The organism is Micromonospora sp. USAFONa4 (assembly GCF_057197825.1).
Window position 1 is genome coordinate 4,225,022 of sequence record NZ_CM170072.1, and the last position, 24,546, is coordinate 4,249,567.

A 24,546-nucleotide genomic window follows, 5' to 3' on the forward strand; every position below is an offset into this window, starting at 1 on the left:
CGCCGCCGCTGTGCAGTTCGCCTCAGCCGGGCCGCGACGTCCCCGGTCGGCCGGACGGGGGCGGCCGTAGGCTGACGGAATGCCGGGCTCGCCGTACACCGATCTGGACCGCCCGCCGCTGTCGGCGGCGCGGCTGCGGCGGGCGCTGGTCGCCCCGCACGGGCCCTGGGCCCGCCTGGAGCTGCGCGTCGAGACCGGCTCGACAAACGCGGACGTCGCCGAGGCGGCCCGGGCCGGCGAGCCCGAGGGCCTGGTGGTGGTCGCGGAGCGGCAGACCGCCGGGCGCGGCCGGCGCGGCCGGGCCTGGCAGTCGCCGGCCCGGGCCGGCATCGCCACCAGCGTGCTGCTCCGCCCCGGGGAGGCCGTCGCCGGCCGTGGCTGGCCGTCGGCGCCCCAGACGGGGTACGGCTGGCTGCCGCTGCTCGCCGGCGTCGCCCTGGTCGAGACGGTGACCCGGCTGGCGGAGCTGGACGCGGGCCTGAAGTGGCCGAACGACCTGCTCGTCGGCGACGCGAAGTGTGCCGGCATCCTCGCCGAGGCGGTGCCGGGGCCCTCGCCGGCCGGGCCGCCCGCGATCGTGCTCGGTGTCGGCCTCAACGTCACGCTGCGCGCCGACGAGCTGCCGGAGAACCCGACGGGGCTGCCGGCGACCTCCCTGCAACTATCCGGCGCGGCGGCCACCGACCGGGACCCGCTGCTGCGGGCGCTGCTGCGCGGGATCGCCGACTGGTACGGCGAGTGGCGCGCGGCCGGCGGCGACGCGGTCGCCAGCGGTCTGCGCGACGCCTACCTGGCGAGCTGCACGACGATCGACCGGCAGGTACGCGTGCTGCTGCCCGGCGGCGACGAGGTGACCGGCACCGCGACCGGCGTGGACGCCGACGGCCAGCTCCTGGTCGCCACCCCCGCCGGCACCCGTGCCCTGGCGGCCGGCGACGTCCTGCATCTCCGCTGATCGCGGACTCCCGCCGCGCGGCTGATCCCCCGGCGGGAGGGGAGCGGCTACGGTCAGCGCGTCCGTTTCTGCGAGGAGGTTCCCGTGGCGTTCCCCGATGACGTGCTCACCGAGGACGAGCACGTCGTGCTGCACCTGCACCCGCACTGGAAGGCGCTGATCCGGCCGGTCGCGGTGCTCGTGCTCGCCGTCGCGGCGGTGGTGGCCGGTCTGGTCCTGCTGCCGTCCGGCGGGGGCGGCTCGATCGCGCTCGCCGTCATCGGCGGCCTGGCCCTGCTGGCGGTGCTGTGGCTGGCCCTGTGGCCGTTCCTGGTCTGGCGGAGCACCCACTACCTCTTCACGAACGAGCGGGTGCTGCTCCAGCAGGGCGTGCTCTCGCGCGACCGGCGGGACATCCCGCTGACCCGGATCAACGACCACGCGATGAACCAGCGGTTCGTGGAGCGTCTGCTCGGCTGCGGGACGCTCACCATCGAGTCCGCCGGCGAACGCGGCCAGTCCGTCCTGCACGACGTGCCGGGGGTCGGCCGGGTCCAGACCAAGCTCTACGAGCTGGTGGAGGCCCACCACGACAAGCACTCCCTCGGCGACGACGAGATGCGCGACATCCTGGCGGACCTGCACGAGGGCAAGCCGCTGCGGGACCCGAGCGCCTGAACCGGCCCGACCCGACCGCCTGAACACTGGCCCGACCCGACCGCCTCAACTGGCACGGCCCGGCCGGCGTGGCCCGGGAGCGGGCCGGGGCCGGTCGGGCCGGGACTGCGGGTGGGTCAGGACTGCGGGTGGGTCGGGACTGCGGGTGGGTCAGCGGCGGCGCGTGGGTCAGCGGCGGCGCGGGCGGCGGGTGGTGGCCTGGAGTTCGGCGGCCAGTTCCGCCTCCAGTTCCCGGTCGAGGGAGCCGCCGAGGCCGGCGTCGAGCGGGACGGGGCGCCCCTGGACCGGGGCCGCCGGGCCCGCCGCCGACGCGGGTTCGGGGCCGGCCGCGCCGCGTGGGGCACGCCGCGCGGCGCCGGGCGGCGGTTCGGACTCCTCCAGCTCGGAGATCGACTCCGCCAACTCGGCCACCGGGTCCATCTCGGCCATGGTGTCCCACTCGTCGCGCGGGATGCTGTGCCACGTCTCGGCCGCGTGGGCCGGCGCCGGTTGGAAGACGAACGTGCGGTAGGACCAGAACCGGAACAGCGTCGCGAGCAGCACGCCACCGGTCTTGGCCACGTTGAGGGCCAGCAGGCTGGTCAGGCCCAGCCCGTACTTGGCGGCGGCCAGGACGCCCAGTTCGATGAGCAGGCCCGCACCGTTGAACAGGAAGAAGAGGACGTACTCGCGCCGCATGGCCGATTTGGGGCGATCCCGGTACGTCCAGTGACGATTCATCAGATATGACGTGATGGTCGCCACCACGGTCGCGATGACCGTCGCCTTCAGTTGACCGTCCACGAAAACGGTCAGTGCGAGCACATTGAACACGGCGTAATTGATTACGGTGTTGACGCCGCCGACGATTCCGAACTTGAGCGCCTCGTGGATGAACTTCTGCCAGCGCTCAGGCAGCAGACGGACAAGACGCATGCGGAACACCTTAGGGCAGTGGGCGGGGCCGGCAGGCTCCGGCCGGGACGAAGGTGGGCGGTAGGTCACGCCCGGTGGTCTCGGTCGTGCTTCTCTTCCGGAACGGAGGGGGTTCCCGCTTCGACGAAGACGAACCGTCGGTAGGACCAGAACCGGAACAGCGTCCCGAGCCCGGTGCCGACGATGAAGCTGGCGATGTTGTCGGCCAGCGGGGTCTGGAACACCTCCGGCCAGATGCTGCCCAGGCCGTAGCGGCTGACCGCCAGGCAGGCCACGGCGATCCCCAGGCCGACGCCGTTGAAGAAGAAGAACAGCGCGTACTCGCGGGCGGGGTTGGAGCGCTTGCGGTGCCGCCACGTCCAGAACCGGTTGCCGACGAACGCGACGGACGCCGCGATCACCGTCGAGATGGTCTTCGCGGTGACCTGCTCGACGCCCCGCACGCTCGTCAGGTAGTTGAAGAGCGCGAAGTCGATCAGGAAGGCGATCCCGCCCACGGTGGCGAACTTGCTCAGCTCGCGGACCAGGTGGCCGAAGCGGTCCACCAGCGAGCGGACCAGACCCGGGCGGGTCTGCGGAGAGCCGGGCTCCCCGGTCGTCGTCGCGGCCACGACGCGAGCCTACCGGCTGGGGTCATCCCGCACGGGTAGCAACGGCGGACCGCTCACCCGGGTGTGCGCCTGTGGACAGAGCGTAACGAGATCCGGCGGCCTGCGGGGCGGTTCGCGGGTTCCGCCGCCCGGGGCGCCGCCGGCCCGGCCGGTGACGGTTCCCCACAGGATTTGCGTGAAACTGCGCGTGAAAGCGGGTATTAGCTCGTGATGCCGCAGCGTGCCCGTACCTTGTGCAGTTCTTCACAACCAGTCCCACTGACTGGTGACCTCGCCCGGTTTACGCTGAGGCCAATCCCAGGTTTCCACGAAGACGACGCATAGCGCCGTCAAGACTCGTGCATCCCATAGATCGGTCAGCGTCGACCACAAGGAGATGTGTCATGGTTGCTCCGGCTACCGTTCGGGGTATCGATCAGGCCCCGACGTCCCACCCGAAACTGCTCGCCTGGGTCCGTGAGGTCGCTGAACTGACCACCCCCGACCGCGTCGTCTGGGTGGACGGGTCCGACGAGGAGTGGCGGCGCCTCACCGACGAGCTGGTCGAGGCCGGCACCCTGATCCGGCTCAACCCCGAGAAGAAGCCCAACTCGTTCTACGCGCGCACCGACCCGACGGACGTCGCCCGGGTCGAGGAGCGCACCTACATCTGCTCCGTCGACGAGGCGGACGCCGGCCCCACCAACAACTGGATGGCGCCGGCCGAGATGAAGCGGACGATGACGGAGCTCTACCGCGGTTGCATGCGCGGGCGCACCATGTACGTCATTCCGTTCTGCATGGGCCCGGTCGAGGCCGAGAGCCCCATGTTCGGCGTCGAGATCACCGACAGCCCGTACGTGGTCGCGTCGATGCGCATCATGACCCGGATGGGTGCCAAGGTCCTTGAGGCCATGGGCGACGACGCGGACTTCGTCCACGCGCTGCACTCCATCGGCGCCCCGCTCGCCCCCGGCCAGCAGGACGTGGCGTGGCCGTGCAACGAGACCAAGTACATCTCCCACTTCCCGGAGACCCGGGAGATCTGGTCCTTCGGCTCCGGCTACGGCGGCAACTCGCTGCTCGGCAAGAAGTGCTACTCGCTGCGGATCGCCAGCGTGATGGGCCGCGACGAGGGCTGGCTCGCCGAGCACATGCTCATCCTCAAGATCACCTCGCCGGAGGGCAAGGTCTACCACGTCGCCGGGGCCTTCCCGTCGGCCTGCGGCAAGACCAACCTGGCCATGCTGGAGCCGACCGTCCCGGGCTGGAAGGTCGAGACCATCGGCGACGACATCGCCTGGATGCGCTTCGGCCCCGACGGCCGCCTCTACGCGGTCAACCCGGAGTACGGCCTCTTCGGCGTCGCGCCCGGCACCGACTGGAAGACCAACGCCAACGCGATGCGGACGCTGGACCGCGGCAACTCCGTCTTCACCAACGTCGCCCTGACCGACGACGGGGACATCTGGTGGGAGGGCATGGGCGAGCCGCCGGCGCACCTGGTCGACTGGAAGGGCAACGACTGGACGCCGGAGAGCGACAGCCTCTCCTCGCACGCCAACAGCCGGTTCTGCACCCCGATCACCCAGTGCCCGATCCTCGCCGAGGACTACTTCGACCCGAACGGTGTGCCGATCGACGCGATCCTCTTCGGCGGTCGCCGCCGGGACACCATCCCGCTGGTGACCGAGGCCCGCGACTGGGTGCACGGGGTCTACATGGGCGCGACGCTCTCCTCGGAGACCACCGCCGCCGCCTCCGGCGCGGTCGGCGTCGTCCGGCGCGACCCGATGGCGATGCTCCCGTTCATCGGCTACCACGCCGGCGACTACTTCCGGCACTGGATCGAGATGGGCAAGGGCACCGACGGCGACGAGTCCAAGCTGCCGAAGATCTACTACGTCAACTGGTTCCGCAAGGACCCGGAGGGCAACTTCCTCTGGCCCGGCTTCGGCGAGAACTCCCGCGTGCTCAAGTGGATCATCGAGCGGATCGAGGGGCGCGCCGAGGCGGTGGAGACGCCGATCGGCATGGTCCCGGCCCAGGACGCGCTCGACGTCGAGGGCCTCGACATGACCCCGGAGGACGTCCGGATCGCGCTCAAGGTCGACCCGGAGGAGTGGCGCAAGGAGCTCCCGATGGTCACCGAGTGGTTCGAGAAGTTCGGCGACAAGCTGCCGGGCGTGCTCTGGGCCGAGCTGGACGCGCTGCGTGCCCGGCTCGACGCTGCGCCGCAGCGCTGAGGACAGGTGTGACCGAAGCCCCGACGGGGCATCATCGGATCCCATGAGGACGGCCGCCGCGACCGAGGTCCGGCGGCCGTCCGCCGTCCGGGCGCTGACCGCACTGCTCGCGCTGACCGCGGCGGCCACCGTCGTGGTCGAGCTGCTCAACTGGTGGTACGCCCCGGAGCAGGGCTTCGGGCTGGCAGTACGGACGGGCTGGGCGATGCTCCGTTCGCTCGGCTTCCTGCTGCTGATCGGGCACGTCCGTCGGGGCCGGACCGTGGCCCGGCCGTTCGGGCTGATCCTGGCGGTGACCACGGTCTTCGCGGTCGGCCGGCTGATCGTGCCCCGGCAGGGGGTGCCGCCGCTGCCGGGGCTGCTCGGGTTCGCCCTGCTCACCGTGCTCTGTGCCGCCGTGGTCTGGCTGCTCTACCGCTCGTCCGCGGTGTCCGGGCACCTGGTCCGCCACCGCCCCCGCCTGGTCATCGACCGGGAGGGCATCTCCTGGCGGGAGACCCCGCCCCGCCGGCCGGAGGTCAGCGGTTGGCTGCTCACCAGCCGGGTCGCGGCGTTCACGTACAGCCCGCTCATGCTGGTCCCGGCACTGGTCGCCGGCGGCGCGGTGCTGGACGACCGGCTCGCCGCCGTGCCCGCCGTGCTGTTCTGGTTCGCCGCCGGGATCGTGACCAGCTACGCGGTGCTCTTCTGCACCGCCTTCCTGATGCGTGGCAAGGGCTGGGCGCGCACGCTGCTGGTGGCCGTCACCGCGATCGTGCTCGCCGTCGACCTGCCGCTGTGCTGGTGGCTGCTCGGCCCGGACGGGCTGGTCCGCGACGGCGGCCCGCTGGTGGCTGCCGCCGCGCTGACGATCTACGGCCTCTGGCGCGCCACCCGCGCCGAACGCGCCACCCGCCCGGCATAGGGCGCCACCCTGAGCAGGGCCACGGCGGCCCGTTCCCCACCCGCCCGGGGACGGTGCCTTCGCGCTGTCGACCTGCCCCGCCCACGAGACCGCCCGCGGCCCCGCCCGCCCCGCCTAGCTCTTCATGGATCTTGGTAGGAACAGGCCCCTCCAGGGGCACGTAGCTACCAAGATCTCCTGCACGCCGTCATCCCGCCGTGCGTGGGCAAATGGTCCTTGTTGACGTGCCGGGCGGGTTTCGGCGTGGTGCGCGTCCGCGGCGGCAGGATGGCCGCAGGAGCCGGACCGGCGGTGGGAGGCGACGCGTGGGCGACGAGTCCGTGGGCGACGAGTTCGACGTGGTGGTGGTGGGAGCCGGTCCGGCGGGGTCGGCCGCCGCGCTGGCGGCCCGGCGGGCGGGGGCGAGCGTACTGCTGCTGGACCGGTCCGACTTTCCCCGTGACAAGGCGTGCGGGGACGGCATCGCCGCGCACGCGCTGGACGTGCTGGACGAGCTGGGGGTGCCCGACGCGGTGACCGGGTACGCGCCACTGCCGGCGCTGCGGCTGGTCGGGCCGGGCGGCGGTGCCGTGGCCCGGGCGCTGCCCCGGCCGGCGTACACCGTGCCCCGCAGGGTCTTCGACGCGCGGCTGGTGGCGGCGGCGGTCGCGGCCGGCGCGCGGCTGCGCCGGCACGCGGTGCGGCACGTCGAGGTGCGGGCCGACCGGGTGGTGCTCGACGGCGTGCTGGCGGGGCGGGCGGTGGTCGGGGCGGACGGCGCCGGGTCCGTCCTCCGGCGGGCGCTCGGGCACCGGCCGAATCCCGACCGGCACCTGGCGCTCGCCATCCGGGGGTACGCCCCGGCGCTGCCCGGCCCGCCCGAACAGCTCATCGTCACCTCGGCGCCGCGCTGGCCGGCGTACGCCTGGTCGTTCCCGATCGGGGACGGCCGGGCGAACGTCGGGTACGGAGAGGTGCTGCGGGGTGAGCCGCTGACCCGGGCGCACCTGGTCGACCGGCTCGGCGCGCTGCTGCCCGGCACGGACCCGGCCACGGTCACCGACCTGCGGGCCCACCACCTGCCGCTGTCGACGCACCGTCCCGCCCCCGGGCGCGGCCGGCTGCTGCTCGCCGGCGACGCGCTCTCCCTGATCAACCCGTTCACCGGCGAGGGCATCTTCTACGCGCTGCTCTCGGGCGCGCTCGCCGGCGCGGCGGCCGCCGGCTCGCCCGAGCAGGCCGCCCGGCGGTACGCGGCGACGCTGCGCCGCCGCCTCGGCACCCACCTGCGGCACAGCTCGGCCGCGGCGTGGCTGGCCCGGCGCAGGCGGGTGGTCGACGCCGCGGTCCGCGCGGCGGGTCGGGACGACCGCGTCTACCGCACGGTGGTGGAGCTGGGGCTGGGCGACGGGCGGCTCGACGCCCGCACGCTGGGCATGATCGGCATCGGTCTGTCGGCGTGGGAGCGGACTCCGAGGCGGTGATTCGGCGCGCAGGTCGCTACGCTGCAAGGTGATGACTCTGCGGGACCTGATCTATTCCGTGTACGAGCGTCGCCTCACGGCGAAGCTCGCGGGCAAGCCGGTGCCCCGGCACGTCGGCGTGATGTGCGACGGCAACCGCAGGTGGGCCCGGGAGATGGGCTACGTCGACCCGAACGACGGCCACCGGATGGGCGCGGTCAAGATCAAGCACATGCTGGGCTGGTGCAACCAGGCCGGCATCGAGCACGTGACGCTCTACCTCCTGGCCACCGACAACCTGCGCCGGCCGGCCAAGGAGCTCGACCCGCTGCTCCAGATCATCGAGGACCTGGTGGTCGAGCTGGCCGAGGAGGGCAATCCCTGGCGGCTGCGCATGGTCGGCGCGCTCGACCTGCTCCCGGCCTCGACCGCCGCCGCGCTGAAGGCCGCCGAGGAACGCACCCGGGACCGCAGCGGCGGGACCGAGGTCAACATCGCGGTCGGCTACGGCGGCCGGCGGGAGATCACCGACGCGGTGCGGTCGCTGCTGCTGGAGTACGCCGCCAACGGCGGCACCCTCGAGGAACTGGCCGAGGTGCTGGACGTCGAGCACATCGCCGAGCACCTCTACACCCGGGGCCAGCCCGACCCCGACCTGGTCATCCGCACCAGCGGCGAGCAGCGCCTCTCCGGCTTCATGCTGTGGCAGTCGGCGCACTCGGAGTTCTACTTCTGCGAGCTCAACTGGCCGGACTTCCGACACATCGACTTCCTGCGCGCCCTGCGCTCGTACGCCAACCGCCAGCGCCGCTACGGCGCCTGACCGACCCGGAGCACCTCGCCGGCCCGGCCGGCCCGAGCGCTTCCCTGGCACGGCCGCGAGCGCTTCCCCGGCCCGGCCGGCCGCGAGCGCGCGCCCCCGGCCCGGCCGGCCGCGAGCGCGCCCCCCGGCCCAGCCGGGCGGGAGGGCGTCAGGTGAGGTGTCGGGTGGCGTCGGTGAGGAACGCGCCGAGGGCGGCGGGGGAGTCCAGGGTGAGGTCGGCGGCCTCCGCGACCTCGTGACCCGTCTCCGGGTTGGCGACGGCGACGCAGACGCCGAAGAAGTTCGGATCGGCGGCGGCCCGGGCCCGCAGCGCGGCGAACGCCTTGATGTCGGAGACGTCGTCGCCGAAGTACCACGCACCCTCGGCGTCCCGGACGATCTCGTCGATCACCATGCCCTTGTCGCGGTCGACCGGGGGCTTGAGCTCCAGCACCATCCGCCCGGCCTGGACCTTGAGCCCGAGCCGCTCGGCCTGGGCCTGGCCCCAGCGCTCCACGGCCGCGCCGAGCTGCGGCGCGGTGCGCCAGTGCAGCGCCACGGAGAGCCGCTTGTACTCGACCAGCGCGCCCTCGGGCAGCTCGGCCCGGGCCAGGTCGGCCAGCTCGGCCATGGTGGGCACCCAGGGCAGGGCCGCCGGCTCCGTCACGGTCTCGCCGCCGGAGTGGCTGTGCTCCAGGCCGTAGAGGCCGTACAGGTCGACGCCGGTGAGCCCACCGAGGTGGTCGCGGAGGAAGTCGACCGGACGTGCGGAGACGATCGCGATCCGCCGTACGACCGGGGCGAGCGCCTCGATCGCCGCCAGCACCTTCGGGGCGGGACGCACGGCGGTGGGATCGTCGTCGACAGGCGCCAGGGTGCCGTCGAAGTCGAAGAAGAGCACGGTCCCGGCCGCCCTCCCGGCGGTCGTCCGCCAGGCCTGGTCGGCGTCCAACGGGTTCCTCGGCTGCTGGTTGCCCAGATTCAACGGCGGCACGCGCGACAGCGTACCCCGGGCGGGGCGGCTCAATCCCCGGCCGAGAGGTGGCCTCCGGCCGGCGCCCCGGAGGCGCGCGGTCGGGGTGCGACGGGCCCGACGGTCAGCGTTCGGCGGCTCCCCGTCCCCGCCGGCCGAACGGCACGACGGCGGCCTCCTGGCCGTGGTTGAGCAGGTAACCCTCGACGAAGCCGCTGTTGCGGTCGCCGGTGCGCTCCTCGATCTCCTGGAGCCGGCCGACGAGGAAGTCGGTCAGGGCGCTGACCTTGTTGTCGAGCCGGTCGTGCAGCTCGGCGACCACGGCCAGGATCACCGCGGTGCCGGCCGAGGTGAGCGCGACGAGGTTGACGAGCAGGGGAAGCTGCCCGCCGTTGACCGCCAGGGTCACCACGTTTCCGGTCACGCCCAGTGTCAGCGACACGGTGGCGATCACGACTGCCATCCACTTCAGGGTCATGGACAGACCCCTCCTTCTGTCCCGCAGGGCTGGGTTCGGCCTTGTCCCGTCCCCCCGCCGACGACGAGCCCAAGCAGTACGAGTACGGACGCTAGCGCGCCCGTTCCGGCCCCGGAGCGAAACGAATGAGTCTGACCTGCCGTTCTTTCGCCATCTGAGGAACTAGCCGGCCTGTTTACCTCGTTTTCGGACATGGACCGGGAGGGTGGGGCGGTACGCGAGATATCTGATGGTTTCCCGGATGTGGAACTTCTCCGCATCGGAGACCTCGGGGTCCACCAGCCGCCGCAGCAGCGCCTCCACGTCCGGGTCCATCGGCGGCGTGGCCGGGGCGCTGCGCGGGGCGGTCGCCCGTTCCCAGCCCAGCGCGGCGAAGGCGGTCGCCGGGCTGAGGCCGAGGCCCTCGCAGAACGCCACCACGCGTTCGGCCTCCGGGTCGCTCGCCCAGTCGCCCCGGACCCAGCGGTTGATGGTCTGCCGGGAGACGCCGGTGCGACGGGACACCTCGGTGCCGCTCCACGCCCGGGTGGCCCGGGCCTCGTCGAGCGCCCTCCGGACGAAGGTGGCGAAGGCGATCTTCCGTGCGTTGGCCGTCTCGGTCACCCGGTGACGGTACGACCATCCGGCCACCGGTGCGTGTCCTGGCGCGCTGTTGTCACGCGGACGTGACGTGTTCTTCGGGGCGCCGGTAAACGATCCGGCACCGCTTCTGAGGGGTGTCACCTGGGCAGAATAGATGCCCGTAGAGGTCGCCGTAACCGGACGAAAAGCTGATACTGTCACGCCCATGAGACAATCTACGGTGTGTCACGTGTATGAGACGATCAGTGCTCACATGCGTCACGCCCCCGGCGCGAGGGGGGTGTGGTGACCGAGCTAGCCACCCGTGCCCAGGCTTTCGGCCTGATCGCGGAGGGGGTGGCCACGGGCCTGAGCGCGCCATGGCGGCTCTACCTCGCCCGGGGCTGCCGTTACCTGTCACTCAGCGTCGGCGACCGCACCGAGTGGGACGCCTGGCGTACCCACCTGGGCTGCCCCGAGGTCAGCGTCCGCGTCTACGACGCCGGCGGGGAGATCCGCCGCTCCTCGGTGGCCGAGGTCGTCCTGGACGGCTGCCGGATCAGCGTCGAGCTGGTCGAGGAGGTCAGCACCGACGACCTGGACCGGCTCCTGGTCGCCGAGCCCACGCCGACCGAGCCGGAGGAGCGATGAGGCGGGACCCGCGGCGCACCGGAGCCGCCGGATGAGCCCCTTCCTCGCCGTCTTCCTCGTCCTCGTCCTCGGCGCCACGAGCTACGCGGCCGGGCGGCTGCACGGTCAGCTCAGCTACCGCATCGGCTACCGGTTCGGCTACCGGCAGGGCTACTTCGACGGCGACCGGGGGGCCTGGAACCGACGTCGCCGCGACGCCCAGGCCGCCATCGCGTCCGCCCTGGCCGGCCCGCCGCCCGCCGCCACCAGGGTCACCGGCACCGTGGTGCGGCCCGGCACCACGTACACCGGCTCGTCGTTCTCGACGCCGGTCGCCCCGGTCGCCGGGCGGCACCCGACCGGCACCCTGGTGCGGCGGACCGGTTGAACCCCGGTCGACGGGGAGCCCGAGGCCCCGTCGACCGGAACCAGGACGCGGTGCGTCGTCCGCGGCGGACACGCACCGTCGGGACCACGTCAGACCGGTGACGGTGGTTCCCGCCGGCCGGGATGCGCGCAGGGGGCATGCATCCCGGCCGGATCCGCCGCCGGCCGAGTTCACCCGCCGGTCCCCGGAGATCCACCGCCGACCACTAGCCGACGGGGTCCGACGCGGCTAGCGTCTAGGCATGGCACGGGGTTCTCCCGGGCCAGCCGGTCCGCCCGGATCTGCGACCTCGCGCACGGGGTTCCGCATCCGACCCCGTGTCCCCGGGCACCGGAGGAGGCGGAACGCGGGTGGCGGGTGCCCATCCGTCGGAGCAGGCCTGTGACGACTCGCCGTACGCCCGCCGGGACCGACCAGACCCCGGCCGCGACTGCCACGACCCGCCGTGCCACCCGGGGCCGCCGCGGCGCGTCCGCCGCCCCGGTGGACACCGAGGAGCCCCGACCAGCGGGCCAGGCGTTCGTCCTGGACACCTCGGTGCTTCTGTCCGACCCGGCGGCCTTCCACCGGTTCGCCGAGCACGAGGTGGTCCTGCCCCTCGTGGTCATCTCCGAGTTGGAGGGCAAGCGGCACCATCCGGAGCTGGGCTGGTTCGCCAGGCAGTCCCTGCGCATGCTGGACGAGCTGCGGGTCCGGCACGGGCGGCTGGACCGCCCGGTGCCCGCCAACGACTCCGGCGGCACGCTGCGGGTGGAGCTCAACCACTCCGACGACGGCGTGCTGCCGCCGGGGTTCCGCACCGACTCCAACGACACCCGGATCCTCTCCGTCGCGCTGAACCTCGCCGCCGAGGGGCGGGAGGTCACCCTGGTCAGCAAGGACATGCCGCTGCGGGTCAAGGCCGCCTCGGTGGGCCTGCGGGCGGACGAGTACCGGCACGGCCAAGCCAGCGACCCCACCTGGACCGGGATGGCCGAGCTGGAACTCGCCGAGGAGCAGATCGGCCGGCTCTACGCCGGCGAGGCGCTGGACCTGGACGCCGCCGCCGGGCTGCCCTGCCACACCGGCCTGGTGCTGCACTCGGGCCGGGGCTCCGCGCTCGGCCGGGTGCTGCCCGACAAGACCGTACGGCTGGTCCGTGGCGACCGGGAGGCGTTCGGGCTGCACGGCCGCTCGGCCGAGCAGCGGATCGCGCTCGACCTGCTGCTGGACGAGTCGGTGGGCATTGTCTCGCTGGGCGGGCGGGCCGGCACCGGCAAATCGGCGCTGGCCCTCTGCGCCGGGCTGGAGGCGGTGATGGAGCGCCGCCGGCACAAGAAGGTGGTGGTCTTCCGCCCGCTCTACGCCGTCGGCGGCCAGGAACTGGGCTACCTGCCCGGCTCGGAGTCGGAGAAGATGTCGCCCTGGGCGCAGGCGGTCTTCGACACCCTCGGCGCGGTGGTGCACGAGAACGTGCTGGAGGAGGTCACCTCGCGGGGCCTGCTGGAGGTGCTGCCGCTGACGCACATCCGGGGCCGCAGCCTGCACGACGCCTTCGTGATCGTGGACGAGGCGCAGTCGCTGGAGCGCGGGGTGCTGCTCACGGTGCTATCCCGGATCGGCCAGGGCTCCCGGGTGGTGCTCACCCACGACGTCGCCCAGCGGGACAATCTCCGCGTCGGCCGGCACGACGGGGTGACCGCCGTGATCGAGGCGCTCAAGGGCCATCCGCTCTTCGCCCACGTCACCCTCAGCCGTTCGGAGCGCTCGCCGATCGCCGCGATGGTGACGGATCTTCTGGAGGACATCCCGCAATGACGGTCGCTATGTAGGGGTTTGTCCGCATTATATTTGTGGCGCAGATCACAATCGGCGCTCTTCGTTTCCCATCAGCCTCACCGTGCGCGATGGTGTCCCACGAGCGCCCACGTACCGAGAAGATCGTTGGTGATCGTTCGTCACAGGACACGCCAGCATTCACCGGGGTACGTCGGCTGCGACCGGCACCGGGTCGGGGCGCTCGCGACGCGCGGACGCGACCCACCCGGGTCGCCGCCCCGCGCCGTGTCCTTGCACCCGACGAAGGGACCACTTCGTGAGTCGGCTGTGGAGCCGGTTCGGCGCCCGTACGGCCGCTGTCGCACTGCTCTCCGTGGGCGTTGCCGGCGGTGTCTACCTGGGTGAAGACCGACAGACCCAGCAGCAGGGCCTGACCGCTCAGGTCGGCGCCGCTGTCGAGCAGGCCGAGTTCGAGTACCAGCGCGAGCGGCAGGCCGCCCAGCAGGTGCAGTCCGCGAAGCAGCGGACCGCCGAGTACCAGGCGAAGTTGCGCGCCGCCGCGGCTGCCAAGGAGGCCGCCAGGCGCGCCCGCGAGGCCGAGGCCGCCGCCGCGTCGCGGAAGAAGGCCCGCGAGGCCGCCGCCAAGGCCGCGGCCGAGAAGGCCGCTGAGAGCAAGCCGTACGAGGGGCCCATCCCGGCCTCCTGCGCCGAGTTCAGCGGCAACCGCGAGGTCGGCTGCGCGCTCATGGTGAAGGCGGGCTTCGGGATGGACCAGTTCCCGTGCCTGAACAAGCTCTGGGACAAGGAGAGCGGCTGGAACCACAAGGCCCGCAACCCTTCGTCCGGGGCGTACGGCATCCCGCAGTCGCTGCCGGGCAGCAAGATGGGCTCGGTCGCCGACGACTGGCAGACCAACCCGGCGACCCAGATCAAGTGGGGCCTCGGCTACATCGAGGGCCGCTACGGTTCGCCCTGCAAGGCCTGGGCCCACTCGCAGGACGTGGGCTGGTACTGATCGACCTCCGACGGCGGGGTGTGTGGGCGTCCACACACCCCGCCCTCGTCGTTCCGGGTACGGATCGCCGCAGAAGTGGCGGCTGCGCCCGACACCTGATAGCTCTTGACGGGTGACCCTGCACCCGGGAAGCGGCGACCCGCACCGGTTCGGCACCGAGGCGTTCTACGCCGCGCTCGGCCGGGCCTTCGTCGCCATGTGCGCGGTGGTGCCGTTCCTCTTCCTCGTCGAGGCCCTCGACCAGGGACTCGCGGTCGGCCTCGACGCCACGGCCGGGATCATCCCGAAGCGCATCGACGGTCTCGACGGGGTCTTCTTCTCGCCCTTCCTGCACCACGGCTTCGACCACCTCTACAGCAACAGCATCCCGCTGATCCTGCTCGGCACCTTCGTGCTCGCCGCCGGCGCCCGCCGCTTCCTCTGGTCGACGCTCGTCATCATCCTGGTCAGCGGGCTGGGGGTGTGGTTCACCGGCTCGTCGACCTCCGTGGTGGTCGGCGCGAGCGGGGTCATCTTCGGCTACCTGGGCATCCTGCTGACCCGGGGCATCGTCGAACGGAGCTGGTGGAACTTCGCGGTCTTCCTGCTCGTCGGCCTGCTCTACGGCTGGCAGCTGGTCGGCATCCTCCCCACCGACGAGCGGATCTCCTGGCAGGGGCACCTGTTCGGGCTGCTCGGCGGGGTGGTCGCCGCGATCATCTTCCGGCGCCGCCGGGGAGACCTGGGCGGCCCCCACCGCTCGGAGTCCACGCTCACCATGCCCTGAGCGCCGACGCGCCGGTGCCGCGCGGCCCGGTGGGACATGCTTGCCCCGGGCGCGCCGCCGGCCCTACCGTCGGGATCAGCACGCGTTGATCCGTGAGCGGAAAGCGACGGTACGCACATGCGCGAGGTCGATGTCGCGGTGATCGGGGCCGGCCCCGCCGGGCTGTTCGCGGCCTACTACGCCGGATTCCGGGGGCTCTCCGTCGCGGTCGTCGACGCGCTGCCCGAGCCCGGCGGCCAGATCACCGCCATGTACCCGGAGAAGCTGATCCACGACGTCGCCGGCTTCCCGGCCGTCAAGGGACGGGACCTGGTGGCCAACCTCGTTGCCCAGGCGGCTCCGTTCGACCCGTGCTACCTGCTCGGCACCCGCGCCGAGAAGCTCTCGTACGCCGACGGGCAGCCGGTGCTCGGCCTCGCCGGGGGCGGGCAACTGCGGTGCGGGGCGGTGATCGTCACCGGTGGCCTGGGCAGCTTCACGCCCCGCCCGCTGCCGGTGGCGGAGCACTTCGCCGGCGCCGGGATCGTCTACTTCGTACCGCAGCCGACGGAGCTGGCCGACCGGGACGTGCTGATCGTCGGTGGCGGCGACTCCGCCTTCGACTGGGCGTCGACGCTCGAGCCGCTGGCCCGCTCGGTGACGGTGGTGCACCGGCGGGAGAAGTTCCGGGCGCACGCGGCCACCGTCGCCCGGGTGCTGGGGCTGCCGGTGCGCGTGATCGTCAACGCCGAGGTGACCAGGCTGCACGGCGACGGCACGGTCACCGGCGCCGAGATCACCGTACGCGGTGGCGCGGCCGAGCTGCTGCCCGTGGACACGGTGGTGGCCGCCCTCGGCTTCACCGCCGACCTCGGCCCGCTGGCCGAGTGGGGGCTGCGGCTGGACCGCCGGCACATCGTCGTCGACAGCGCGATGGCGACGAACCTGCCCCGGGTCTTCGCGGCGGGCGACATCACGGAGTACCCGGGCAAGGTGCGGCTGATCGCGACCGGCTTCGGCGAGGCGGCCACGGCGGTCAACAACGCGGCGGTGGCCATCGACCCGAGCGCGCACCTGTTCCCCGGGCACTCGTCCGACGGCACCTGAGCGCCGCTACCGGATCCTGCCCGGGCCGTGGCCGGATCGAGATCGGTGGCTGCGACCGTGAGCCGATGAGCGATCCACCCCGCCGGGGCGATGGCGCGCCGGCGACCCTGGCCTGGCTGGGGCACCCCGCGACCGTCACCGCCCTCGTCCTGCTCGTGGTCAACGACCACCTGCTCAAGTCGGCCTTCCCCGGCCCGGTGACCGGAAAGCTCAGCGACGTCGCCGGCCTGCTCGTCGCGCCGCCGTTGGTCGCGGTGCTGCTGACGCTGCTGGCCCCACGCCTGCCGGACCGCGTCGCCGCCGGGCTCGGGCTCGGTCTCGTGGCCGCAAGCTTCACCGTGGTCAAGTCCAGCGGGTACGCCGCCGCCGGCGCCTCGGCGCTCTGGAGCGCCGTCAGCGGGCCGTCGGTGGTCCGGGCGGACCCGACCGACCTGCTCGCCCTGCCGGCGCTGGTCCTCGCCGGGTGGACCTGGTCCCGGGCACGGCGGGAGCCGGTGCGACGGCGGTCCGCCCGCCTGGTCCGGCTGCTCGTGCTGCTGCCGGCGGCCACGCTGGCGGTGGCGGCCACCAGCGCCGTGCACTATCCCGACGCCATCCGGGCGGCGGTCCTCGACGGACGGCTGGCGGCCGGCGTCGGCGCCGGCTACGCCGACAAGGTCGTCGACGACAGTCCCGCCTGGCGGGTGAGCGACGACGCGGGGGCGACCTGGCGCGATCCGATCCGGAGCGAGACCGAGGCGTTGGCCGGCACGAAGGGTCCGGTCGCCGGCCCGGTCAGCCGGGGGTGTTCGACCGCCCTGCCGACGCGTTGCTACCGGTTGGTCCCCGGTCGACTGGCGGTGGAGCAGAGCGACGACGCGGGCCGGAGCTGGCAGCACGCCTGGGGGGCGACCGAGGCACAGCGGGCCCTCCTGCGCCGGCAGTACCCGGACCCGGGGCGCGGGGAGAGGATCGCCACGCAGGAGCTGACGGTGCGGGACACCGGCGACGGCCGGCACGTCGTGCTGGTGGCCAACGGCCGCGACGGTTTCGCCGTCCGCCGGCCCGACGGGAGCTGGGAGCGGCTCGGTTTCGTCGGATCCGAGGAGGCCCGGGGATATCCGTTCGACGGGCGGCCACCGGCACTCGGCCGGAGCAGCCCGGCGGACCGGCAGGACGATCCGCTGCTGGCCCTGGCCCTGGGGCTCACGCTGGTCGCGTCGGTGCTCGCCGTGGCGGCCGGGCGGGTGGGGGTACGAGCCGGCACCGGCCGCTGGCGGCCCGTTCCCCTGGCCGTGCTCGCGGTCGCCGCCTGGGCCATGCTGTCGCTGACCTGGTCGAATCTGCTCTTCGTGTGGGTGCTGGGCCTTGTCGGGCTGGTCGCCGTCCTGCTGCCCCTGCTGGCGCTGTCCGGCCTGGCGCCCGTCGGGCTGTCGGGCGCGCGTGGGCGATGGACCGTGGAGGTGCTGCTGGCCGTCGCCCTGACCCTGGCCCTGACCGCGCTGCCGCTGGTCGGCTGGCTCTACGGCCGGCCCGCGTACCCCGTCACGGCGGTGCTGCTCGCCGTGGCGGCCACCGTGCCGGGACTGCTGCTGGGCTGGCGGGCGGCCCGGCTGGTCACGGTGCCGGTCCGCCCGGTCGAACCGCCCTGGCCGGCGCTTCCCACCGGACCGCCGCGCTGACCCCGTCGCGGCCGCCTCACCGGCGGCAGGCGGTCAGCGGGCGGCGTGGGGCAGGCGGGGGCGCGAGCGCGGCGACCCCGACCGCGACCAGGGTCAGCGCCGCGCCGAGCAGGGTGACGGGCCCCGGGCGGGAGGCCGCCGTGGGCAGCAGCAGGTCCAGCAGTACGGCGCCGACGATCTGCCCGGCGATGGTGGACAGGCCGAGCAGCAGCACGCCGGTGAACCGGACGATCGCCGCGGCGATCGCGATGAAGACGATCCCGATCGGCCCGCCCAGGTAGAGCCACGGCTCGGCCGGCGCGCCGCCCGCCGGCCAGCCCCGGAGCGCGATGTCGACGGCGAAGGCGACCAGCAGGGCCACCGTGCCGACGGAGAAGTTGACGAGCGTGGCGGTCAGCGCGCTGCCGGCGGCCATCCGTACCCGGCCGTTGACCGCCTGCTGCCAGGCGATGGCCACCCCGGCGAGCAGCGGCAGCAGGGCCAGCACGAGGGTGCCCGGGTCGCCGAGCCGGTCGCCGACGGCCAGCAGGACCGCGACCACGGTCAGCGCCGCGCCGGCCAGCCGCCGGCGCGTGACCGGCTGGCGACCGCCCGGACCGACCCCGGCCCGGTCGACCGCCAGGCTGCTGCCGGACTGGCCGGCGACCACCGCGACGGTGAAGACCGCCACGCCGAGGGTGCCGATGGTCAGCCCCTGGGCGGCCACCAAAAGCGCGCCGCACGCCCCGCCGAGGCAGTGCCACGGCCGCAACGTGCCGTCGGTGAGCGCGCCGCGCAGGGCGACCAGCCCCCGCCGCCCACCGGGGGTGGCGGGGACCAGCACCAGCAGCACCAGCAGGCCCACCCCGAACGAGACGACCGCGGCGGCGATCCCGTCGGCCAGGCGTACGCCCAACTCGCCGTTGATCCGGGACTGCACGGCCACGGCCAGCCCGGAGGCGGTCGCGAGGCCCACGCCGGTGATCCGGCGGGCCGCCGACGTGGCTGGCGTGGCCAGCGTCCCGGCGACGCTCACTCCTGCTCGGCCAGCGGGCGGCCGTCGAAGTCGACGGCCGAGTAGAGCGCGAGCTTCTCCAACCGGTGGTACGAGTCGATCACCCGGATCGTGCCGCTCTTCGAGCGCATGACGATCGACTGCGTGTACGCGCCACCGGCCCGGTAGCGGACGCCCCGCAGCAGGTCGCCGGAGGTGACGCCGGTGGCCACGAAGAAGCAGTTGTCCCCGGTGACGAGGTCGTCGGTCGTGAGCACCCGGTCCAGGTCGTGCCCGGCGGCGAGCGCCTTCTCCCGCTCCTCGGCGTCGCGCGGCCAGAGCTTGGCCTGCATCGCCCCGCCCATGCACTTCAGCGCGCAGGCGGAGATGATGCCCTCCGGGGTGCCGCCGATGCCCATCAGCACGTCGACGTCGGACTCGCCCCGGGCCGCCGCGATGGAGCCGGCGATGTCGCCGTCGGAGATGAACCGGATGCCCGCCCCGACCCGGCGGATCTGCGTGACCAGGTTGTCGTGGCGGCTGCGGTCCAGCACGCAGACCGTGACCTCGGAGACGTCGGTGCCCTTGACCTTGGCGATCCGGCGCAGGTTCTCGGCCACCCCGGCGTTGATGTCCACCACGTCGGCGTACGCCGGGCCGACGGCGAGCTTCTCCATGTAGAAGACCGCGCTCGGGTCGAACATCGCGCCCCGCTCGGAGACGGCGAGCACCGCCACCGCGTTCGGCATGCCCTTGCTCATCAGCGTGGTGCCGTCGACCGGGTCGACGGCGACGTCCACCTCCGGGCCGGTGCCGTCGCCGACGTGCTCGCCGTTGAAGAGCATCGGGGCGTTGTCCTTCTCACCCTCGCCGATCACCACGACGCCCCGCATGGGGATCGAGTTGATCAGCTTGCGCATCGCGTCGACGGCGGCTCCGTCGCCGCCCTCCTTGTCGCCCCGACCGACCCAGCGACCGGCGGCCATCGCCGCGGCCTCGGTGACCCGGACCAGGTCGAGGGCGAGGTTGCGGTCGAGATCCTGTGGGATCCGCGTCCTGGTGTTCGTCATGACGGCTCCTCCTCGCGACGTTGCGGGGCGGCAGGGTGCGGCGTCGCCGCTGCCGGGTTTGTCGCTGATCCTCACACGATCGCTCACCCGGCGCGGGGTCGGGGCGGTGATGGCCCGGATACGGCCGGTCGGGAGGCTGCGAAGATGGTGGGGTGGAAGCCGCACAGCCTGCCGATCGCGTACCCGCCGACTCGACGCCGCCGGACGGCCAGCCGCCGGTCGCCCCGACCCGGGCCGCCGCCGTACCGGAAGGGGAGCCGGCGCTGGTCGAACCCGCCGGCGCCCTCGGGGCGGCCCTGCCCGACGGCGGGGCGGAGACGGGCGAGCGGCCCGCGCCGCCGCCCGCGGTCGACACCCGCAAGTCGGAGCGCTCGCCGAAGGACATGGCGATCTCGCTGCTCGTGCTGCTGATCCCGATCGCCCTGCTGCTCGCCTTCTACCGGGGATTCCTCGGCGGCGACCAGCCGACGACCGTCGACCCGGCGCCCGCCCTCGAATCGGCGCGGGCCGCCAACGCCTTCCCGGTCAGCGAGCCGGCGGAGCTGGGCGACGGCTGGCGCACGGTCAGCGCGAACTTCCAGACCGTCGAAGGCGGGTCGAGCCTGCGCCTCGGCTATCTCACCCCGGAGGGGCGGGCCGCCCAGTTGGTGCAGAGCAGCGTGCCTCCGGAGCGGCTGCTGCCCACCGAGCTGACCGCCGAGGGGCAACCGCAGGGCCAGACGGACCTGGGCGGACGTTCCTGGCAGCGGTACACCGCCCGTGGCAACGAACAGGCCCTGGTCCTGCTCGAACCGAACCGGACCGTCATCGTGGTCGGCGACGCCCGGGACAACGAGCTGCGGCACCTGGCCTCGGCGATCCGGTAGCCCGCTCCCACAGCTGCCCCCCGGGTGTCGGTCGGATCGGCTACGCTGCCCCGGCTCACTGCCCGGCGGCTCAAGCTCGCCAGGTGCCTACTGTTTTGCGAAGAGAGACAACTGTGAACATTCGACGGTGGAGCGTCGGCGTGCTCGCCGCCACCCTGCTCGTTCCCGGCCTGACTGCCTGCAAGTCGGACGAGCCCGCGCCGACCGCTGCGGGCTCGGCAGCGTCGGCCGTGCCCGCCGACCCCAAGGAGGCGCTGCTCGCCTCCACCAAGGAGATCGAGAAGGGCAACTTCACCTTCACGCTGGCCGGTGCCGGCCTGAGCGGCAAGGGCCTGGTGCACAAGCCCAGCAACAGCGCCCAGTTCAGCATGAAGTTCGACGACGAGTCCGGCGGCATGTCGATGGGCATGGAGCTGATCTACATCGAGCCGGACAGCTGGGTGATGCTCGACCTCGGCGAGCTGGGCGCCATGATCCCGGGCGCGGAGAAGTGGAAGGGCAAGTACCAGCACCTCGACCAGTCCAAGGTCAAGGGCGCCGGCGAGCTCAGCCGCTACATGGAGGAAGTCGACCCGGCTGGCAGCGCGAAGCTGACCAAGGGCATCACCGAGGTGCAGAAGACCGCCGAGGGCAGCTACACCGGCAAGCTCGACGTGTCCGCCGCGGGCGACGCCGCCACCCTGGACGCCGACCTGGTCAAGGCCCTCGGCGCGCAGGCCAAGACGCTGCCCTTCACCGCCAAGCTGGACGCGGAGGGCCGGCTCACCGAGCTGGTGATCTCGGTGCCGGCCGCCGGTGAGACCAAGGCGCACGACATCAAGGTCACGTACGCGGACTACGGCAGCGCCACCGCCGCGCAGAAGCCGCCGGCCGACAAGGTGGTCGAGGCGTCCCCCGAGACGTACGAGATGTTCAAGAAGTAACAGCGTACGACGGGAACGGGGCGGCCTCGGCCGCCCCGTTTCCGCGTTCCGGGGTCACCCGTCCGGGGCAACCGGACATCCCGGTGATTGTGCGACGCGGCGACAGGGAACAGGAGTGGGGCGGACCCGGACCGGTCGCCCCCGGCAGCCGGCCTCAGGGGGTTCGCGCGGCGCAGCCGACGAGGTGCGTCGCCCGGTTTCCGGCCGCCGCCAGGTGCGTCGGGTGACCCATGTGGGAGACACGTATGACTGTTCGACGCCTGAGCGCCGGCCTGGTGGCCGCCGCCCTCTTCACTCCCGGCCTGGCCGCCTGCAACTCCTCCGGGACCCCGACGGCGGGCTCGTCCGCCTCCCCGACCGTCTCGGCGTCCGGCACGCCCGCGCCCTCCGGCAGCGCGGCCCCGGCGTCCGGTGACGCCAAGCAGGCGCTGCTGGCTTCCACCCGTGAGATCAGCAACGGCAACTTCCGGTTCACCATGTCCGGCGTCGGCTCGACGGCCGAGGGACGGGTGCACGAGCCCACCCAGAGCGCCGAGATGCGGGTGACGATCGGCAAGCCGACCGACGACCTGTTCATGAAGCTCGACCTCGTCCACTACAAGCCGGACAGCTGGGTGAAGGTCGAACTCGGCGGCACGACCGCCAAGAGCGTGCCGGGGGTGCAGAAGCTCAACCTCGGCAAGTACCAGCACCTGGACCAGACCCGGATCAAGGGCAACCGCAACCTCGGCTTCGACTTCGACAAGGTCGACCCCGCCGGCAGCGAGGTGCTGACGCAGGGCATCACGGAGGTACGCCAGACCGGCGACGGCGCGTACGCCGGCACGATCGACGTGTCGAAGGCGGCGGAGGCGGGTTCGGTGGACCCGACGGTGATCACGGCCCTCGGGGCGCAGGCGAAGTCGGTGCCGTTCACCGCGAAGCTCGACCCGCAGGGCCGACTCAGCGAGATGGTCATCCAGATCCCGGCCGCCGGTCAGACCAAGGCGCAGGACATCAAGATCACGTACTCGGACTACGGCAGCGCCACCGCCGCCCAGAAGCCCCCGGCGGACCAGGTCGTCGAGGCCCCCGCCGAGCTCTACAACCTCTTCAACTAACCCCACCCCCCGGCGCGCGCTCCCGCCCGCGCCGCTCCTGCCCGCGCCGATCATGCAGTTGTGGTGGGTGACACAAGGTGCAGAACGCCCTGTATCGCCCACCACAACTCCATGATCGCCGGGCGAGTCGGGGCCCCGGGCGGGGGAGGTCAGGAGGTGGGGTCCTGGCGGGCGGCGTCGATGCGGGCGCGGGCGCCGTCCAGCCAGCGCTGGCAGGTCTCGGCCAGCTTCTCGCCGCGCTCCCAGAGCGCCAGTGACTCCTCCAGCGTGGTGCCGCCGGTCTCCAGCCGCTCGACCACCGACGCCAGCTCGGCGCGGGCCTGCTCGTAGCTGAGCTGTTCGGCCTTCTTCTCGTCAGTCATCGCTGCCATCCCACCACATCGTGATCCCGTCGCCGTTCAGCGTCGACCGTCGCGGCCGGCCCGCCATCGTGTGTTCCGCTTCCGTTCAGCCGTCGACCGTCGCGGCCAGCTCGCCCTCGGCGAGGCGTACCCGCAGCGGGTCGCCCTTGCCGACCTCGGACGCGGCGCGCAGGACCTGGCCGTCGGCGCGCTGGACGATCGCGTAGCCCCGGTCGAGGGTGGCGGCGGGGGAGAGGGCGCGCAGCCGGGCCAGGGTGTGCCGCAGGTCGTCGTCGGCGGCGGCGAGCCGGTGGTCCAGACAGCGCCCGGCCCGCTGGCGCAGCCCGGTCAGGTCGGCGAGCCGCTGGTCGACCATCACCTGCGGCCGGGCCAGCACCGGTCGGGAGCGCAGGCCGTCGAGCCGGTGCGACTCGCGGTCCACCAGGTTGCGCACCGCGCGTTCGAGGCGGTGCCGGGCCTGCCGGATGACGCGCACCTCCTCGGTGAGGTCCGGAACCACGCGCTTGGCGGCGTCGGTCGGCGTCGAGGCGCGTACGTCCGCGACGTAGTCGACCAGCGGCGCGTCCGTCTCGTGGCCGATCGCGCTGACCACCGGCGTGCGGCAGGCGAAGACGGCCCGGCAGAGCGCCTCGTCGGAGAAGGGCAGCAGGTCCTCGATGCCGCCCCCGCCCCGGGCGATGACGATCACGTCGACGGTCGGGTCGGCGTCCAGCACCTTGAGCGCGTCGACGATCTGCGGGACGGCGCCCGGCCCCTGCACGGCCACGTTGACCGTGCGGAACTCCACCGCCGGCCAGCGCCGGCGGGCGTTGGTCAGCACGTCCCGCTCGGCGGCCGAGGCGCGACCCGTGATCAATCCCACCCGGTTGGGCAGGAACGGCGGCCGGCGCTTGCGCGCCCGGTCGAACAGCCCCTCGGCCGCGAGCAGCTTCTTCAGCTTCTCCAGCCGGGCCAGCAGCTCGCCGAGGCCGACCTGCCGGATCTCGTCGGCGCGCAGGCTCAGCGTGCCCCGGGCCGCGTAGAACTCCGGCTTGGCGTGCAGCACCACCCGGGCGCCCTCGCGCAGCTCGGGGGCGCCGACGTCCAGGACGTCCCGGTTGGTGGTGACCGTCAGGCTCAGGTCGGCCGACGGGTCCCGCAGCGTGAGGAAGACGGTGCTGGCGCCCGGCCGGCGGCTGATCTGCGCCACCTGCCCGTCCACCCACACCCAGCCCAGCCGGGCGATCCAGGCGCCGACCTTCTGGCTGACCACCCGGACCGGCCACGGCTCCTCGGACGTGCTCCGCCCCACCTCGCCTGTGCTCACCCGCCCACCCTACGGCCCGTCCCGGACAGTCCCGCGCGGCTCGGCCGGGGGTGGGCGGCGGGCGGCCGGCATCGCGCCGTGGTGGCGTCGCGGCGCGTGTCGCCCTCTGAGGCGGCACG

General features: G+C 73.2%; 25 protein-coding genes. 16 read left to right on the forward strand and 9 right to left on the reverse strand.

Going from position 1 to position 24,546, the window contains the following annotated elements; all coding sequences use genetic code 11:
• The first annotated feature begins 79 nt into the window (after positions 1–79).
• Together AC0OO9_RS18805 and AC0OO9_RS18810 are read left to right on the forward strand one after the other, a co-directional pair.
• Positions 80–955, forward strand: a complete 876-nt coding sequence (locus AC0OO9_RS18805) for a biotin--[acetyl-CoA-carboxylase] ligase (protein WP_484511341.1) — start codon at positions 80–82, stop codon at positions 953–955.
• 84 nt (positions 956–1,039) lie between these two features.
• On the forward strand, positions 1,040–1,612 hold the full coding sequence (locus AC0OO9_RS18810) for a PH domain-containing protein (protein WP_421457252.1): 573 nt from the start codon (positions 1,040–1,042) through the stop codon (positions 1,610–1,612).
• Between the two features lie 168 nt (positions 1,613–1,780).
• Here the strand turns inward: AC0OO9_RS18810 and AC0OO9_RS18815 are convergent, their stop codons facing one another.
• Both AC0OO9_RS18815 and AC0OO9_RS18820 read right to left on the reverse strand, forming a co-directional pair.
• On the reverse strand, positions 1,781–2,527 hold the full coding sequence (locus AC0OO9_RS18815; protein WP_484511342.1) for a GtrA family protein: 747 nt from the start codon (positions 2,525–2,527) through the stop codon (positions 1,781–1,783).
• A 65-nt stretch (positions 2,528–2,592) separates the two neighbouring features.
• Positions 2,593–3,138 (reverse strand): GtrA family protein, encoded by a 546-nt coding sequence (locus tag AC0OO9_RS18820; protein ID WP_132233346.1) that lies wholly within the window; start codon positions 3,136–3,138, stop codon positions 2,593–2,595.
• A gap of 383 nt (positions 3,139–3,521) precedes the next feature.
• On the opposite strand from AC0OO9_RS18820, the gene AC0OO9_RS18825 reads away from it, so the two are divergent.
• The 4 genes from AC0OO9_RS18825 (at position 3,522) to AC0OO9_RS18840 (ending at position 8,532) form a co-directional block, all read left to right on the forward strand.
• The gene (locus tag AC0OO9_RS18825) at positions 3,522–5,363 is read left to right on the forward strand and encodes a phosphoenolpyruvate carboxykinase (GTP) (protein WP_484511343.1); all 1,842 of its coding nucleotides are present in this window, start codon (positions 3,522–3,524) and stop codon (positions 5,361–5,363) included.
• A gap of 43 nt (positions 5,364–5,406) precedes the next feature.
• The gene (locus AC0OO9_RS18830; RefSeq protein WP_425853959.1) at positions 5,407–6,267 is read left to right on the forward strand and encodes a hypothetical protein; all 861 of its coding nucleotides are present in this window, start codon (positions 5,407–5,409) and stop codon (positions 6,265–6,267) included.
• A gap of 305 nt (positions 6,268–6,572) precedes the next feature.
• Positions 6,573–7,730, forward strand: a complete 1,158-nt coding sequence (locus AC0OO9_RS18835; RefSeq protein WP_484511344.1) for a geranylgeranyl reductase family protein — start codon at positions 6,573–6,575, stop codon at positions 7,728–7,730.
• Positions 7,731–7,761: 31 nt separating this feature from the next.
• The gene (locus AC0OO9_RS18840; protein ID WP_132233354.1) at positions 7,762–8,532 is read left to right on the forward strand and encodes an isoprenyl transferase; all 771 of its coding nucleotides are present in this window, start codon (positions 7,762–7,764) and stop codon (positions 8,530–8,532) included.
• A gap of 148 nt (positions 8,533–8,680) precedes the next feature.
• On the opposite strand, the gene otsB is transcribed toward AC0OO9_RS18840, so the two are convergent.
• From otsB to AC0OO9_RS18855, 3 genes are all read right to left on the reverse strand, one after another.
• Positions 8,681–9,505, reverse strand: a complete 825-nt coding sequence (gene otsB / locus AC0OO9_RS18845; protein WP_484511345.1) for a trehalose-phosphatase — start codon at positions 9,503–9,505, stop codon at positions 8,681–8,683.
• A 103-nt stretch (positions 9,506–9,608) separates the two neighbouring features.
• Positions 9,609–9,962, reverse strand: coding sequence for a hypothetical protein (locus AC0OO9_RS18850; RefSeq protein ID WP_484511346.1), 354 nt, complete (start codon positions 9,960–9,962; stop codon positions 9,609–9,611).
• A gap of 162 nt (positions 9,963–10,124) precedes the next feature.
• Positions 10,125–10,565, reverse strand: a complete 441-nt coding sequence (locus AC0OO9_RS18855; protein ID WP_132233360.1) for an XRE family transcriptional regulator — start codon at positions 10,563–10,565, stop codon at positions 10,125–10,127.
• Positions 10,566–10,829: 264 nt separating this feature from the next.
• On the opposite strand from AC0OO9_RS18855, the gene AC0OO9_RS18860 reads away from it, so the two are divergent.
• The 7 genes from AC0OO9_RS18860 to AC0OO9_RS18890 all read left to right on the forward strand — a co-directional run bounded on the left by AC0OO9_RS18860 (position 10,830) and on the right by AC0OO9_RS18890 (position 17,827).
• A complete protein-coding gene (locus tag AC0OO9_RS18860; RefSeq protein ID WP_089003683.1) occupies positions 10,830–11,174 on the forward strand; it encodes a hypothetical protein in 345 nt (114 codons plus the stop codon).
• A gap of 31 nt (positions 11,175–11,205) precedes the next feature.
• On the forward strand, positions 11,206–11,541 hold the full coding sequence (locus AC0OO9_RS18865; protein WP_484511347.1) for a hypothetical protein: 336 nt from the start codon (positions 11,206–11,208) through the stop codon (positions 11,539–11,541).
• A gap of 381 nt (positions 11,542–11,922) precedes the next feature.
• On the forward strand, positions 11,923–13,338 hold the full coding sequence (gene phoH2 / locus AC0OO9_RS18870; RefSeq protein WP_484511348.1) for an RNA 5'-3' helicase PhoH2: 1,416 nt from the start codon (positions 11,923–11,925) through the stop codon (positions 13,336–13,338).
• 277 nt (positions 13,339–13,615) lie between these two features.
• Positions 13,616–14,314, forward strand: coding sequence for an aggregation-promoting factor C-terminal-like domain-containing protein (locus tag AC0OO9_RS18875; RefSeq protein ID WP_484511349.1), 699 nt, complete (start codon positions 13,616–13,618; stop codon positions 14,312–14,314).
• A 112-nt stretch (positions 14,315–14,426) separates the two neighbouring features.
• A complete protein-coding gene (locus AC0OO9_RS18880; protein ID WP_421457261.1) occupies positions 14,427–15,080 on the forward strand; it encodes a rhomboid family intramembrane serine protease in 654 nt (217 codons plus the stop codon).
• Between the two features lie 117 nt (positions 15,081–15,197).
• Positions 15,198–16,166: an NAD(P)/FAD-dependent oxidoreductase gene (locus AC0OO9_RS18885; protein ID WP_151455781.1), complete on the forward strand. Its 969-nt coding sequence runs from the start codon at positions 15,198–15,200 to the stop codon at positions 16,164–16,166.
• Between the two features lie 65 nt (positions 16,167–16,231).
• Positions 16,232–17,827, forward strand: a complete 1,596-nt coding sequence (locus AC0OO9_RS18890; protein ID WP_484511350.1) for a hypothetical protein — start codon at positions 16,232–16,234, stop codon at positions 17,825–17,827.
• A gap of 16 nt (positions 17,828–17,843) precedes the next feature.
• Here the strand turns inward: AC0OO9_RS18890 and AC0OO9_RS18895 are convergent, their stop codons facing one another.
• Together AC0OO9_RS18895 and glpX are read right to left on the reverse strand one after the other, a co-directional pair.
• Entirely contained in the window at positions 17,844–18,842 is a 999-nt protein-coding gene (locus tag AC0OO9_RS18895; RefSeq protein WP_484511351.1) for a DMT family transporter, read from the reverse strand.
• Positions 18,839–19,870 carry a class II fructose-bisphosphatase gene (gene glpX / locus AC0OO9_RS18900; RefSeq protein ID WP_484511352.1) on the reverse strand — a complete coding sequence of 344 codons (1,032 nt, stop codon included), beginning with the start codon at positions 19,868–19,870 and terminating at the stop codon, positions 18,839–18,841. The genes AC0OO9_RS18895 and glpX overlap by 4 nt, the downstream gene beginning before the upstream one ends.
• Positions 19,871–20,022: 152 nt before the next feature.
• Here glpX and AC0OO9_RS18905 point away from each other — a divergent pair, with 152 nt between their 5' ends.
• The 3 genes from AC0OO9_RS18905 (at position 20,023) to AC0OO9_RS18915 (ending at position 22,759) form a co-directional block, all read left to right on the forward strand.
• Positions 20,023–20,736: a DUF4245 domain-containing protein gene (locus tag AC0OO9_RS18905; RefSeq protein WP_484511353.1), complete on the forward strand. Its 714-nt coding sequence runs from the start codon at positions 20,023–20,025 to the stop codon at positions 20,734–20,736.
• A gap of 113 nt (positions 20,737–20,849) precedes the next feature.
• On the forward strand, positions 20,850–21,659 hold the full coding sequence (locus AC0OO9_RS18910; protein ID WP_484511354.1) for a hypothetical protein: 810 nt from the start codon (positions 20,850–20,852) through the stop codon (positions 21,657–21,659).
• Positions 21,660–21,904: 245 nt separating this feature from the next.
• Complete coding sequence (locus AC0OO9_RS18915; RefSeq protein ID WP_484511355.1) at positions 21,905–22,759, forward strand: hypothetical protein; 855 nt, start codon at positions 21,905–21,907, stop codon at positions 22,757–22,759.
• A 149-nt stretch (positions 22,760–22,908) separates the two neighbouring features.
• On the opposite strand, the gene AC0OO9_RS18920 is transcribed toward AC0OO9_RS18915, so the two are convergent.
• A complete protein-coding gene (locus tag AC0OO9_RS18920) occupies positions 22,909–23,121 on the reverse strand; it encodes an exodeoxyribonuclease VII small subunit (RefSeq protein WP_132233964.1) in 213 nt (70 codons plus the stop codon).
• Positions 23,122–23,206: 85 nt separating this feature from the next.
• Positions 23,207–24,427, reverse strand: a complete 1,221-nt coding sequence (gene xseA / locus AC0OO9_RS18925) for an exodeoxyribonuclease VII large subunit (protein WP_421457268.1) — start codon at positions 24,425–24,427, stop codon at positions 23,207–23,209.
• Positions 24,428–24,546 lie beyond the last annotated feature (119 nt).

What these genes read in the sequence shown, in the direction of transcription:
- AC0OO9_RS18825 (WP_484511343.1), top strand. Translation starts at nt 3,522, where the DNA reads ATGGTTGCTCCGGCTACCGTTCGGGGTATCGATCAGGCCCCGACGTCC.
- AC0OO9_RS18850 (WP_484511346.1), bottom strand. Translation starts at nt 9,962, where the DNA reads ATGACCCTGAAGTGGATGGCAGTCGTGATCGCCACCGTGTCGCTGACA.
- AC0OO9_RS18920 (WP_132233964.1), bottom strand. Translation starts at nt 23,121, where the DNA reads ATGACTGACGAGAAGAAGGCCGAACAGCTCAGCTACGAGCAGGCCCGC.
- AC0OO9_RS18915 (WP_484511355.1), top strand. Translation starts at nt 21,905, where the DNA reads ATGACTGTTCGACGCCTGAGCGCCGGCCTGGTGGCCGCCGCCCTCTTC.
- glpX (WP_484511352.1), bottom strand. Translation starts at nt 19,870, where the DNA reads ATGACGAACACCAGGACGCGGATCCCACAGGATCTCGACCGCAACCTC.
- AC0OO9_RS18865 (WP_484511347.1), top strand. Translation starts at nt 11,206, where the DNA reads ATGAGCCCCTTCCTCGCCGTCTTCCTCGTCCTCGTCCTCGGCGCCACG.
- AC0OO9_RS18840 (WP_132233354.1), top strand. Translation starts at nt 7,762, where the DNA reads ATGACTCTGCGGGACCTGATCTATTCCGTGTACGAGCGTCGCCTCACG.
- AC0OO9_RS18830 (WP_425853959.1), top strand. Translation starts at nt 5,407, where the DNA reads ATGAGGACGGCCGCCGCGACCGAGGTCCGGCGGCCGTCCGCCGTCCGG.
- AC0OO9_RS18815 (WP_484511342.1), bottom strand. Translation starts at nt 2,527, where the DNA reads ATGCGTCTTGTCCGTCTGCTGCCTGAGCGCTGGCAGAAGTTCATCCAC.
- AC0OO9_RS18890 (WP_484511350.1), top strand. Translation starts at nt 16,232, where the DNA reads ATGAGCGATCCACCCCGCCGGGGCGATGGCGCGCCGGCGACCCTGGCC.
- AC0OO9_RS18805 (WP_484511341.1), top strand. Translation starts at nt 80, where the DNA reads ATGCCGGGCTCGCCGTACACCGATCTGGACCGCCCGCCGCTGTCGGCG.
- AC0OO9_RS18885 (WP_151455781.1), top strand. Translation starts at nt 15,198, where the DNA reads ATGCGCGAGGTCGATGTCGCGGTGATCGGGGCCGGCCCCGCCGGGCTG.